We start from the raw sequence: 12,638 nt of genomic DNA on the forward strand, positions 1-12,638 counted from the left end.
AATATGACTGACTTTTCTGTACTCCATTATAAATAATATTCTGAATAATTCAATATTAAATATTAGTTTTCGATAAAATTATTATGTAAACTAATATCATCTTGACTATTCAGACATATATTCTTACAATTGATTTTTATACTGAAATGAATTGGGAGTGCTGAAGTGAAAGAAGCTAATCAATGGTCATCTAAGCTGGGATTTATTTTAGCTACGGCCGGCTCTGCAATCGGGCTCGGCGCAATATGGAAGTTCCCTTACGTAGCGGGAACCAGCGGAGGCGGCGCTTTTCTGCTTGTTTTTATTTTATTTACTGTTTTAATCGGACTGCCGCTTTTGCTTGCTGAATTTATTATCGGCAGAAAAACACAAAAAAACGCCGTTGAATCCTATAAGGCGCTGGCGCCGGGGAAAAAGTGGCACTGGATCGGATATCTCGGAATCATTACGTGTTTTATTCTATTATCCTTCTACAGCGTAGTGGGGGGATGGATATTAATCTACATTATAAAAGGCTTTACAGGCGGTTTATCGCTTTCTTCGGGATTTGATACGTTATTTATCGATACCATTTCCAACCCTTATGCAGCGGTTTTCGGTCAGCTGCTGTTTATCGTGCTGACGATTTTAGTTGTGGCAAAAGGGGTGAGCAGCGGCATCGAAAAGGTAAGCCAGGTGCTGATGCCGGCTCTGTTTATTCTGTTTATTCTTTTAATGATCCGCTCCGTTACGCTGCATGATGCAGCGAAGGGATTAAAATTTTTCTTCATGCCTGATTTTGGCGCGATGGATGCCAATACCGTTTTATATGCGATGGGACAATCATTTTTCTCGTTAAGCGTCGGAGTGTCCGTAATGGTTACATACAGCGCATATTTAGAAAAAGAAGAAAATATTGTTCAATCCGCCGTATCGGTGACGGTATTAAATGTCCTTGTTGCCGTGATGGCGGGAGTGGCGATTTTTCCGGCGGTGTTTGCATTCGGCCTCAAGCCGGATCAAGGTCCGCAGCTTTTATTTAACGTGCTGCCGACAGTCTTTAACCAAATGCCGTTGGGCATCGTGTTTTTACTCGCCTTTTTGCTGCTGTTTTTATTTGCGACGCTGACATCGGCTTTTTCAATGCTTGAAATTTTAGTTGCTGTTTTGTCAAAAGGCGATTCGGCAAAACGGAAGCGGTATGCATGGATCGGGGGACTTGCTATATTTATTGTCGGGGTTCCTTCGGCGCTGTCGTACGGAATTTTGAGTGATGTTTCTATTTTTCACCGCAGTATTTTTGACGCTGCGGATTTTCTGGTCAGCAATGTCTTAATGCCGCTGGGCGCGCTTTTAATTGCCGTTTTCGTACCGCTGAAAATTCCGAAACAGATGCTGTTTGACGAACTGAAAAGCGGTTCCGGTATAAAACGAAAATGGTTTGCAGTCTGGCTCCTATTAATCCGTTATGTGGCTCCTGTAGCCATTATTATCGTTTTTCTGCACGTGCTTGGTATTTTTTAGACCAAAAGAAGCAGGCCCCCGTTCAAGACGGGGGCTTTTTTAATAAAGCGGCCATATCACGCGGTGCGCCTGTTCGAACCGTTTCTCCGCCTCCCGCCAATCAACGACATTCCACCATTGATCCACGTAAGCCGCGCGGTCGTTTTTATATTGTAAATAATAAGCGTGTTCCCACACATCCAGCGGAAGCAAAGGAATGACGTCCCACTGGCTGTAGAGCTGATGCTTCTCAGCGGCCAAAATCTCCAGCCGCCCGGCGCGCGGCGCCCAGACTAGGATAGCCCAGCCGACTCCTTCGACTTTTTTCGCCGCTTGAGAAAATTGCTCTTTAAAAGCAGAATAGCTTCCGAATGACACATCAATCATTTGAAAGAGCGCACCCGTCGGCCGTCTTTTTCCGTTTGGATTCATGGAAAACCAGAAAATACTGTGCAAATAATGGCCGGCACCGTGAAACGCCAATTGCCGCTCCCAATGCGCCACTAAGTCGTACTGTTTCGTTTGTCTCGCTTTTTTGAGCTCCAGTTCTGCTTTATTCAGACCGTCAACATAGCTCTGATGGTGTTTTGTATGGTGGAGTTTCATAATCTCTCTTGAAATATACGGTTCCAGTGCGGAATAACTGTATGGCAGTTTAGGGAGGACGTGCTTGCCGATCGGCACATAGGCTCTGCGCTCATCCGGCTCATCCGGTTCGGTAATGTCCCGGTAAAGTGCTGATGCCTGTTCGTACCATTCCGCCTCCGTTAATCCATCATCCTGAAGGGTGTGAAAAATCCGGTCGATTTGTGCCGCGAAGCGATCGAACCGACCTTGCTGTATGACTTGTTCCTTCAAGGTTTCACACCAATTCAGCATTTCGGTTTGATAAGCGTGCCGTTTCATTTTTCTTCCTCCTTTTCACTCACTTTCATAAAAGTGCTGAGCGCAAGCAAAGAAAACACATACGGGTAGCTGTGATACCTGATGTAAAACTGTTTCGGCAGGCCGATTCCGGTCGGATAGCTGAAAGCGTCGCCTTCGTAATGCCGGTTTTCAATAAGAAAGGATATGCCTTTTGTGACGGCTTGATGATGAGGTTTTTCGTATTGCAGCAAAGCTTCGGCCGCCCAAGCCGTCTGTACAAGCGTCCCGTAAGAAAGCGGAACATAGGTTTTGACTTCTGCGCTTTTACAGGATTCTCCCCAGCTTCCGTCCTCGTTTTGAATGGACTTCAGCCAGCGGATCGCTTTTTTCACGGCCGGGTGGTTTTGGCTCACGCCGCAAGCCTTCATCCCTGTCAGCGCTGCCCATGTGCCGTAAATATAGCAGACACCCCATCTGCCGTACCACGATCCGTCCTCTTCTTGATGGCGGATCAGCCATTGGACGGCCTTTTCAATCTGAGGGTGATCAGAAGAAAGCCCCGCTTCTCCTAAACAGTGCAGCACCCGTCCGGTTAAGTCGCTTGTTGAAGGATCGATGGCAGCTTCCTCAGCCGATTCCAGCGGCAGCAGGCGGACCAGCGGATGATTGACATTTTTCTCAAAAGCAGAGAAGCCGCCGTCACTGTTTTGCATGGACAAAAGCCAGCTCAGTCCGCGTTCCCATGAGGCGGGATAACGTTTTCGCGGAATGGCTTTGAGCACTGCGGCTGTGTCATCACAATCAGGATTATTTGTATTAATGTTTGAAAAACCCCATCCTCCCGGTTCAGCATGCGGGTTGTGAACGGCCCAATCAGCGACTTTCGTCTGCTGCCGTTCACGCAGAAACCGGGCGGCGCCGGTTATCATTTGATCGTTATCTGAGATGCCGCTTTTCATAAGCGCATAGCTGAGAAGCGCCGTATCCCAAACGGTCGACGTTGAGTTTTCCAGGTACGGTATATCGCCGCAAGACGTGAGCAAAGCTTTCGTGCCGGCAAGCGCTTTTCTGATAACGGGGGAGTGGCGCGATACACCGAGAGCGAGCAGGCCGTACACCATAAAAATAGTGGCACTCGCATAGCTGTATAATGTGCCGTCTTCTTCAATCCGGTCAAGCATATACGTTTTGGCCGTACGCAGACCGAGCTGGTGAAAAGCGGCAGGAATCTGCAAAAGCCGCTTCCAGTGCGCGAAAAGAGAAGAGAGATCTCTGTTCTCATCCTGATCGGAACGAAGCCATGTAAACGGATTTTTAGTCATATGCCGATCTAAATGCGCGAGAGACGGAACGTTGGGATTTTCCAGCGAAAATCTTTTGTTAAGCGTCACGGCCATCGGTACGAAATGAATACGAGCGTATGTACTGAACTGGTAAAAATGCAGCGGGAAGGATGGGGGAATGACTAAGAAAGATAATGGCAGATGCAGCGCGGGCCATGGATATAGGCCGTTTGCCGCAAGCATCCACTTTGTCATGAAGTGTACGTTGCGCAAGCCGCCATTTGAGATGATAAAGCGTTCGGCCTGAATCATATGCGCCTCAGAACGGCTATATAAACCGGAAGCCAGCAATCCGGCATAGCCCTGTACAGTAGCGGTCACATTTCCTTTCCGGTCATCAGGATAGTTGGCAAAAGTTCCGTCCGGGCGCTGTTTAGCGCGAATGCCTTCTGCAAGCTCAGCGATCAGTTCTTTATCAATGTCTCCAAGAGAAGTGAGAAGGAGGATCAGAAAGGCGTTTGTCAAAATCGGTCCTTCAAAACAAAATGACCATGAGCCGTCCGCATTTTGCGTTTCTCTTAATAGGGAGATGGTTTTCTTTTGGCGGCTTCTGACGTTTTCATGAATTGTGCTCACACTCGCTCAACTCCTTCAGAAGCATATATATTCATATGTAAAAGGCGGCATGACAAAAGAAAGAAACTGCTGACAGGCAGCAGTTTCTTGTTTGATTTAATCTTCCAGGTTGATCCAGACGCTTTTCACTTCTGTATAATTATTCAGCGCGTAAGAGCCCATTTCCCGCCCGAGGCCGGATTGCTTATAGCCGCCGAAAGGAGATGCCGCATCGAAAACATTGTAGCAGTTGACCCAAACGGTGCCGGCTTGGAGACGGTCAGCAATGTAATGGGCGTTTTTCACATTTTCAGTCCAAAGTCCGGCTGCAAGGCCGTATTCCGAGCGGTTCGCCCGCTCAATGACTTCATCTACCGTATCATACGGAATGGCGGCTAAGACCGGGCCGAAAATTTCTTCTTTTGCGATGGTCATGCTGTCATCCACATCCGCAAATACAGTCGGGGAGACAAAATACCCTTCTTCAAACGGGCAGCTGCCGCCCGCGACAGCTTTGGCTCCTTCCGCTTTTCCTTTTTCAATATATGAAAGCACGCGCTCATGCTGTTCCTGGCTGACGAGCGGGCCGATTTGTGTATCTTGGTGAAGGCCGGCGCCTTGCTGAAGCGATTTCGCATATGAAACCATTTCGCTGACGACCTCATCATATTTGTCTTTGTGAATGAAGACACGGGAGCCTGCGCAGCATACCTGCCCCTGATTAAACATGACCCCGTTTAAAGCGCCGGGAATGGCTTTCTTCAAATTGGCGTCAGGCAAAATGATGTTAGGTGACTTTCCGCCAAGCTCCAGTGTCACGCGTTTAATTTTTTTTGCGGCTTTTTCCATGATTTTTTTGCCGATTTCTGTAGAACCGGTAAAAGCGAGTTTATCGACATCGTCATGGTTGGTCAGCGCTTCCCCGGCCGTCTCGCCGAACCCTGGGACAATATTGATGACGCCGTCAGGGAAGCCCGCCTGATCTATTAATTCCGCTAAATAGAGGGCGGTCAGCGGTGTCTGCTCCGCCGGTTTCAAAACGATTGTGCAGCCTGTGGCAAGGGCGGCGCCCATTTTCCACATCGCCATAAGGAGCGGGAAGTTCCAAGGGATGATCTGCCCCACGACGCCGACAGGCTCATGGCGGGTGTAATTAAAATATGAGCCGGCGACCGGAATTGTTTGTCCGGTTATCTTTGTAGTCCACCCGGCATAATAACGCATATGCTCAATTGCGAGCGGGATATCCCCATTTGTTGTTTCATTAATCGGTTTTCCGTTATCAAGTGTTTCAAGCTGCGCGAGTTCTGTTTTGTGCTCTTCCATTAAATCGGCAAGCTTATACATCAGCCTGCTTCTGGAAGCGGCCGGCATAGTGCGCCATTCGCCGTGATCAAAGGCTTTGCGTGCCGCTTTCACTGCACTGTCAATGTCTTCTGTCTGTGCCTCGTAAAGCGTCATCAGCGTTTCTCCGGTTGCCGGATTCGGTGTGACAAATGTTGATCCTGAAGCGCTCGGAACAAATTTTCCGTCAATATAAAGTTTCTTCGTACCCTGTAAAAATGTTTCCAGCCTTTTCGTGATCTGCATCGTTAAAGAACTCATTCGTAACAAACCTCCCGAAATTTTTTTATGGTCTGTTTTGAGCATCTTGATGTCCGCGCAAAGTAAGCGCATACAGTCATTCTATAATAACACCCCCAGTAAAATCAATCGATAACCGTTATTGCAATTCACAAGAAAAAACGGCTACAATAAGCTTATCGATTAAGAAAAGGAGTTTTATAAATGATTCATAATAATTGGCAGACAAAAGAAAGCGTCAAAAAGGTCAAATGCGTACATACAGATGCGAAAAAATACATTGTCAAAAATGTGCTGACGCCGGGTAAAGAGTATGAAGTCAAAAATGAAACAGAAGAATTCATTTTTGTTGCAGACAATACAAACAAAGTCGGAGGCTTCTACAAAGAGTATTTTGAAGAAGTTTAAGGCTGAATGAATTCATTTTGCCTGAGCCATACTAAAAAAGACTACATATAAAGGGTGGCTGCAAAATGAAAAAAACAGAGCAAGACAAACAAAATAAAACATCAGATCAGCTTCAGCAAGTGCAACCTGAAGAAGGCACCGACACGACGATGGAACAAATATCAGATACCTATAAAGAAGGAACAATTGAAGATACGGATCGTTGATGTTTTGTTGAAACCGCGGCATTGGAGAAGCCGCGGTTTTTTATGGCGAAAATAAAAAACTGACTTTTCGAAAAAAATACCGTTTTCTTGAAACCTTTTCTTCCGCTGAACCGTATTACTTCATAACAGCGGCACCTTTCGCGAAGGGCTTTTTTGATGAACGTTCTAAAAATGTAATCTGTTCGTAATGGTTTAAATGCCGTCTATGTCGTATTCTTATATAGGGATAAAGAACTTATTTTTTTATGATTGTAATAAAACAATAGTATAGAAGCAGAAAGTGGGGTTCTTCATTGGGAATTTTTTCTGTCAGCAGATCAACCGACACAAAAAAGCTGGAGGCTTTGCTCGTTGAGGGAGAACGGATCGAAACGATTTATAAACTGCGGGTTGACCAAATATGCTTTACGAATAAACGAGTGATTTTCTTTGATAATAAAATGTTCTCCAAAAAGAAAGTGCGCGTATTTCTTCCATATAAAACAATTGAAAGCTTCGCCATTCAAGAAGCGGGGATGTTTGATCCCGATACCGGGCTTGTATTAATGACAAGGGGAAAAACTTTCGAATTGGAATTTGCAAAAGAAACGGACTTGACTGAGGTTCAAGCCATCTTAACAAAATACTTATGCAGTTAAATATCACATAAAAGCCATCCGAATGCATGCGGATGGCCTTTTTATTATATAATGCTTGTTTTTCCGGAGTTCGAATCAATGAGATCCGGATCAGCGATAGAACTGATGGGGATATAAATCGGCGCCAAATCACCATTTTCTTCACCGAATCCGTAGTTGATCTTATTGGATAAAAAATAATCGATCTGCTGATACGGCCCGATCGTAATGGAAGAACCGCGGTCGACTGCATTTACTTTAAAGCCTCCTACATTTACCAAAACCGGCGAAAACATCATAATGGGCCTCCTTTTCCGGCAGGGATTTTGTCGCATGCAGACTCAAAGGTTGATGGAGAATCAATTTGATCCCGGTCATCCACTTTGCCGTTCGTGCCGATGAAGCCGCTTGCATCTCCGAAGTTCTGTCCGTATCCCTGATTCTTTTTATCAGAATTCTGCCATTCCGCCAGTAAATTTTGTCCGACATTCACCGCTGAAGCATTTTCAAAGGAATTAATTTTCAACATGAAAATATTAATATTGATATATGGAGTTGGTTGAACCACAGGCAAACCTCCTTTAATACAGGTGTATGCCGGCTGTTATGACCGTATGCTTAGACAGGGGGCGATAAAAATGGATTTCGATAAGATGAAGCAATGGATGGAAATGGCGCAAAACATGTCCGGCGGCGACTTTTGGAAAAACGTTTTTGATGATGAACAACTGAAATCATTTCAAAACGGCCATTCTCATTTTCCCTTTCAACAGGGAGATGGGCAAATGAGAAGAAATGAGGAGGCTTTTCCTCTTATAGATATTGTGGAAACCCATGATGAGCTCCAATTTTTGCTGTATCTGCCCGGCTACCGGAAACAAGATGTTCAGCTTTTGTCCTATGGAGAATATATTGTCGTAAAAGGCACGAGAAAATCCTTTTTCAATGAACAGGATTTTAAACAGAAGACCGGAAAATACGGCGATTTTGAAAAAAAACTCGATCTTCCGCATTCCGCTCATGGTACGAAGGGAATGCAGGCGGTATTCAAAGACGGGATTTTATATATATCGATTGCTAAACATCTGGGGGATGCAAGCCAGATCATTATCGAAGGCTGATCTTGTTCGCTGTGCCATCTATCAGATCTGAATCATCGATACTCATGATAGGGATGGCGACAACGGTGCAATCACCGTTTTGTTCACCGTACCCTTCATTTCTTTTATTGGCTGCTGTGTTTCTCACCATAACGGAAGAGCCGGTGTTAAAAGCCGCTCCGCCGCTGATTCCGTTCATTTTTATATACTCAAAGTTGATAACGGATGGAAAAAACATCATGATTCGCCTCCTTTTTGTATATCATGTTTATATATTCGCAATGCGGGACGCATAGAACTTTCCAAGAGTGACGGGGAAAGAAGTGATTTTCTTTGAAAAAAATAATGAAAGAGATTTTCAAAAAAGTGTGTGAAGAAGAATTAGACCGGCTTAAGAAAGTGGAACAACAGCTTGATGAGCTTCAGGATAAGTGTCATTTTGAGCCGCAAACGGTTGAAGGAGAAAAAACATATGTCCATATTGAGCACGTCAAAGTGGACAAGATTGAATACAATATTGATTTTGAACAGCTGAGTATAGAAGAGCTGAGCGGTATGCTGAATATCGGCGCCACTTACCATACACCGGCGCACAGGCTCAAACAAGCCTGCGCTGAAGAAAGTCGGGACAACCCGCAAAATGATGCTGCAAAAGAAAAAAGACAGACAAATCAGCAGACACCCAATGTCACCATCAGGGGGAGAAAGCATTGACCCCCCATTGTTTCATCCTCCTTTTTCGAGGGTATGTATTAACAGATGCAGCGAAGAATACAGACGAAAAAGGAGATGATGAATATGTCATTATCAAAAGAACAGAAGGACAGCCTTTATCATAAATTAATCGATTTAAAGGAAAGTCTTCAGGGAGAATCAAAAGAAAATCATTCAATGAGCGAAGACACAGGAGAATTGTCGAACGGAGTAGATAATCACTTAGCTGATCACGGAAGCATTTATTTGGACAGGGTCACGAATCAGACGCTGGACGGTGTCGATCAGAATCTTTTAGATGAGGTGAACGCCGCGCTTGAACGAATGGATAAAGGAACATACGGGATTTGTGAGAAAACGGGAAAAGAAATTCCTTATGAAAGACTTGAAGCCGTTCCGTACGCCAGAATGACTGTCGAAGCGCAGCGAGAAACAGAAGGGGATGTGAAAACAGACGCTCCGTCATATGAAAGGGAATTTCACGAGCAGGTGAAAGACCTCTCAAATAAAGAAACCGTTGATCAAAAAAGCTCACAAACTTACGAAATCCTGGATCGCGAGCAGGATTCACAATAATAGCAGCAGGTACATTCATATGTACCTGTTTTTTTATTCCATAAAAAATCTCAGAATCGAAATAAAATCATTGACTTTATATAAAAAAGAAAGTAACATACTATTTGTAAGTAAATATTAAAAGATTACCGGGAGGAATTTAGAATGTCTCAAGTATTATTTGTAAAATCAAGTGACCGTACGGCTGAAGAAGGCGTGTCCGTAAAATTATACGAAGCGTTTCTGGCTGCTTATAAAGAAAACAATCCGAATGATGAAGTGATCGAACTTGATCTTCATAAAGAAAACCTTCCTTACCTCGGAAGAGATATGATTAACGGAACATTCAAAGCTTCAAAAGGAATTGAAATGACAGACGAAGAGAAAAAACTAGCGTCAACTGCTGACATTTACTTAAATCAATTCGTCAAAGCTGACAAAGTCGTGTTTGCATTCCCGCTTTGGAACTTCACAGTGCCTGCTGTGCTTCATACTTATGTTGATTACCTGTCTCGCGCAGGGGTTACTTTCACATACACGCCTGAAGGCCCTAAAGGTCTGATGGGAGATAAAAAAGTAGCGCTCTTAAACGCACGCGGCGGCGTATATTCTGAAGGACCGATGGCATCTCTTGAAATGTCATTAAACTTCATGAAAACCGTTCTCGGTTTCTGGGGTGTCCAAGATCTTCACACTGTTGTCGTTGAAGGTCATAATGCTGCACCGGATAACGCTCAAGCGATCATTGAAAAAGGACTGCAAGAAGCGAAAGATCTGGCTGCAAAATTCTAATTGCCATAACTCTTGCGCCCCTACAGGGTGTGAGAGTTTTTTCTATTATAGAAGAAACTGGCGGAAGCTTTCGATCTGATCTTATATTGATATATTGATATTTTGTCGAAAAAACAATTTTTATGTAGAATAAAGCATTTTTTACAAAGAAAAAAGGTTTTCTGTAAAAGAATTAACCCTCTTGCCAAAATACGACTGATGGTGTAGGATATAAGAGAAGCTACATTGTTCGTATTGTTAATTAAGTTTTAACCTTTAAGCTGTAATAGGGAGTTTTATATCGAAGCCGGAATGTCATGCCTCCATTGCAGAGGACGACAGGAACGCTTCTGCAAACACCCACTTTGAGGAGTGGTGGTTTAAAACTTTCTTACTTGCGTACGGCATACGTAGCGAAAGCCATTTCCCTTGCGGAGATGGCTTTTTATTTTGAATTGCCCTTGAGCAGCGTACTTTATCATTATGATAAAATGAAAGAATCAAAGACAAAGTGAGGTTTTACAACATATGCTGGATAAAGCCCAATCCCTTCTGGCGCATTATTTTGGCTACGACAGTCTTCGCGCGGGCCAAAAGCAGGCGATACAATCAGTTGCAGAGGAGAGAAAAAACACGGTCTGCATTATGCCGACGGGGGGCGGAAAATCAATCTGCTATCAGATTCCCGCACTGCTGTTTGAAGGAACCACAATCGTTATTTCCCCTCTTATTTCTTTAATGAAAGATCAAGTGGACGCGCTTGAAGAAGCGGGTGTCGCGGCAGCTTATATTAACAGCACCCAGACAAGCCGTGACATTCATGAGCGCCTGACCGGTTTGAAACAAGGGGCTTACCGGCTCTTTTACATCACACCGGAGCGTTTGACTTCTTCTGAATTCATTCACATCCTGCAGAATATTACGGTTCCTCTTGTCGCCATTGACGAAGCTCACTGTATATCGCAATGGGGACATGATTTCAGGCCGAGTTACCGGAATATCGAAATCCTTTTTAATGAATTAAAAGAACCGCCCGTCATCATCGCCTTAACGGCGACGGCTACGCCTGAGGTTCATGATGACATCTGCAAGCAGCTTCATATTAAGAAAGAACAAACTGTATATACCGGTTTTGCCAGAGAGAATTTAACGTTTAAAGTAGTAAAGGGCGAAAACAAAGACCGGTTTATCGAGCGGTACCTCGAAAAAAATAAACACGAAGCCGGCATTATATATACAGCGACAAGAAAAGAAACCGACCGTTTATATGAGAAATTAAAACGCAGCGGCATCAATGCCGGCCGTTATCACGGCGGATTGGCGGATGATGACAGAAAAGACCAGCAGGAGCGTTTTCTTAACGATCAGATACAAGTGATGGTAGCTACGTCCGCTTTCGGAATGGGAATCGATAAGAGCAACATCAGGTTTGTTTTACACGCGCAGATCCCGAAAGATATGGAGAGCTATTACCAGGAAGCCGGACGGGCCGGACGCGACGGCCTTAACAGCGAGTGTGTGCTCTTATTTTCGCCGCAGGATATTATGGTGCAGCGTTTTTTAATAGACCAATCGGCCGCCGGAGAAGAAAAACAAAAGCAGGATCTCAAAAAACTGAGACAGATGGTGGATTACTGTCATACGGAAGATTGCCTGCAGCGGTTTATTCTGAAGTATTTCGGCGAGAATGAGGCGGAAGCTTGCGAAGCATGCGGCAATTGCACTGATACAAGGACCGCCCATGACGTCACAAAAGAAGCGCAGATGGTATTGTCATGCATCATCAGAATGAATGAGCGCTTCGGAAAAACGATGGTGGCGCAGGTGCTTAGCGGGTCTAAAAATAAAAAAGTGCTGGAAAACGGCTTCAGCAGCCTGTCCACTTACGGCATTATGAAGCATCAATCCGCAGCGGAAATCAGTGATTTTATCGAATTTCTTATTTCAGACGAATATATCAGAATGGCGGACGGCACATTTCCGACGCTTATGGTCACCCAAAAAGGCAGGGACGTCCTGCTTGGAAAAAGCGCAGTCGCGAGAAAAGAAGCCTTACAGGCCGCCGCCGTTACCGAAAATGATGAATTATTTGAGCTTCTCCGGCGTCTCCGCAAAGAGATTGCAGCTGAACAGGGTGTTCCTCCATTTGTCGTGTTCTCAGATCAGACGTTAAAAGAAATGTCGGCGAAACTTCCGAAAACAGATCAGGATCTTCTTTCCGTAAAAGGGGTCGGGGAACAAAAAAGATTGAAATACGGAGCGGTTTTTTTAGAAGAAATCCGAAATTATGTAAGAGAAACAGAGTGAAAAAAAGTTTTTTTAGAAATTTGCACATTGTGTTTTTCATCGGCGCCGGAAAAATCAGAAGCTTGAAAACCCTTGCTGTATCAAGGTTTCAGCAAGACTTACCAAGCGAGAGAAATGTTTCATGTAAAG

Annotated in this window: 15 protein-coding genes and 1 other RNA gene; 10 read left to right on the top strand and 6 right to left on the bottom strand. The window is 44.5% G+C overall.

Features of this window, described 5'->3' with window-relative positions:
• Positions 1–165 precede the first annotated feature (165 nt).
• Entirely contained in the window at positions 166–1,503 is a 1,338-nt protein-coding gene (locus MJQ52_RS01505; protein WP_094246845.1) for a sodium-dependent transporter, read from the top strand.
• 39 nt (positions 1,504–1,542) lie between these two features.
• Here the strand turns inward: MJQ52_RS01505 and MJQ52_RS01510 are convergent, their stop codons facing one another.
• The 3 genes from MJQ52_RS01510 to MJQ52_RS01520 all read right to left on the bottom strand — a co-directional run bounded on the left by MJQ52_RS01510 (position 1,543) and on the right by MJQ52_RS01520 (position 5,852).
• Positions 1,543–2,388 carry a superoxide dismutase gene (locus MJQ52_RS01510; RefSeq protein WP_070081967.1) on the bottom strand — a complete coding sequence of 282 codons (846 nt, stop codon included), beginning with the start codon at positions 2,386–2,388 and terminating at the stop codon, positions 1,543–1,545.
• On the bottom strand, positions 2,385–4,268 hold the full coding sequence (locus MJQ52_RS01515) for a terpene cyclase/mutase family protein (protein WP_094246846.1): 1,884 nt from the start codon (positions 4,266–4,268) through the stop codon (positions 2,385–2,387). Before MJQ52_RS01515 ends, MJQ52_RS01510 begins: the two co-directional genes overlap by 4 nt.
• A 96-nt stretch (positions 4,269–4,364) precedes the next feature.
• A complete protein-coding gene (locus tag MJQ52_RS01520; protein WP_094246847.1) occupies positions 4,365–5,852 on the bottom strand; it encodes an aldehyde dehydrogenase family protein in 1,488 nt (495 codons plus the stop codon).
• Positions 5,853–6,035: 183 nt separating this feature from the next.
• On the opposite strand from MJQ52_RS01520, the gene MJQ52_RS01525 reads away from it, so the two are divergent.
• The 3 genes from MJQ52_RS01525 (at position 6,036) to MJQ52_RS01535 (ending at position 7,083) form a co-directional block, all read left to right on the top strand.
• Entirely contained in the window at positions 6,036–6,239 is a 204-nt protein-coding gene (locus MJQ52_RS01525; protein ID WP_003153779.1) for a DUF6501 family protein, read from the top strand.
• Positions 6,240–6,304: 65 nt separating this feature from the next.
• Positions 6,305–6,445 (top strand): DUF4025 domain-containing protein, encoded by a 141-nt coding sequence (locus MJQ52_RS01530; RefSeq protein ID WP_003153781.1) that lies wholly within the window; start codon positions 6,305–6,307, stop codon positions 6,443–6,445.
• Between the two features lie 293 nt (positions 6,446–6,738).
• Positions 6,739–7,083 carry a PH domain-containing protein gene (locus MJQ52_RS01535; RefSeq protein WP_003153783.1) on the top strand — a complete coding sequence of 115 codons (345 nt, stop codon included), beginning with the start codon at positions 6,739–6,741 and terminating at the stop codon, positions 7,081–7,083.
• Between the two features lie 44 nt (positions 7,084–7,127).
• Here MJQ52_RS01535 and MJQ52_RS01540 read toward each other — a convergent pair whose 3' ends face one another.
• Both MJQ52_RS01540 and MJQ52_RS01545 read right to left on the bottom strand, forming a co-directional pair.
• The gene (locus MJQ52_RS01540; protein ID WP_003153785.1) at positions 7,128–7,361 is read right to left on the bottom strand and encodes a hypothetical protein; all 234 of its coding nucleotides are present in this window, start codon (positions 7,359–7,361) and stop codon (positions 7,128–7,130) included.
• Positions 7,358–7,630, bottom strand: coding sequence for a hypothetical protein (locus MJQ52_RS01545; RefSeq protein ID WP_003153786.1), 273 nt, complete (start codon positions 7,628–7,630; stop codon positions 7,358–7,360). The genes MJQ52_RS01540 and MJQ52_RS01545 overlap by 4 nt, the downstream gene beginning before the upstream one ends.
• Positions 7,631–7,700: 70 nt before the next feature.
• Between MJQ52_RS01545 and MJQ52_RS01550 the strand changes: the two genes are divergently transcribed.
• The gene (locus MJQ52_RS01550; protein WP_094246848.1) at positions 7,701–8,183 is read left to right on the top strand and encodes an Hsp20/alpha crystallin family protein; all 483 of its coding nucleotides are present in this window, start codon (positions 7,701–7,703) and stop codon (positions 8,181–8,183) included.
• On the opposite strand, the gene MJQ52_RS01555 is transcribed toward MJQ52_RS01550, so the two are convergent.
• Positions 8,170–8,403: a hypothetical protein gene (locus tag MJQ52_RS01555; protein ID WP_014305194.1), complete on the bottom strand. Its 234-nt coding sequence runs from the start codon at positions 8,401–8,403 to the stop codon at positions 8,170–8,172. The two genes, MJQ52_RS01550 and MJQ52_RS01555, sit on opposite strands and share 14 nt — an antisense overlap.
• A 92-nt stretch (positions 8,404–8,495) precedes the next feature.
• On the opposite strand from MJQ52_RS01555, the gene gerPC reads away from it, so the two are divergent.
• From gerPC to recQ, 5 genes are all read left to right on the top strand, one after another.
• Complete coding sequence (gene gerPC, locus MJQ52_RS01560) at positions 8,496–8,876, top strand: spore germination protein GerPC (protein WP_094246849.1); 381 nt, start codon at positions 8,496–8,498, stop codon at positions 8,874–8,876.
• A gap of 84 nt (positions 8,877–8,960) precedes the next feature.
• Positions 8,961–9,452, top strand: coding sequence for a TraR/DksA family transcriptional regulator (locus tag MJQ52_RS01565; protein WP_094246850.1), 492 nt, complete (start codon positions 8,961–8,963; stop codon positions 9,450–9,452).
• 144 nt (positions 9,453–9,596) lie between these two features.
• On the top strand, positions 9,597–10,223 hold the full coding sequence (locus tag MJQ52_RS01570) for an FMN-dependent NADH-azoreductase (RefSeq protein WP_094246851.1): 627 nt from the start codon (positions 9,597–9,599) through the stop codon (positions 10,221–10,223).
• Between the two features lie 214 nt (positions 10,224–10,437).
• Positions 10,438–10,623, top strand: a non-coding RNA gene (gene ssrS / locus MJQ52_RS01575) — 6S RNA.
• Positions 10,624–10,730: 107 nt separating this feature from the next.
• Positions 10,731–12,509: a DNA helicase RecQ gene (gene recQ, locus MJQ52_RS01580; RefSeq protein ID WP_070081962.1), complete on the top strand. Its 1,779-nt coding sequence runs from the start codon at positions 10,731–10,733 to the stop codon at positions 12,507–12,509.
• Positions 12,510–12,638: the final 129 nt, after the last annotated feature.

It is taken from the genome of Bacillus sp. jun7, from assembly GCF_051034795.1.
In the GTDB taxonomy this organism is placed as follows: Bacteria; Bacillota; Bacilli; order Bacillales; family Bacillaceae; genus Bacillus; species Bacillus velezensis.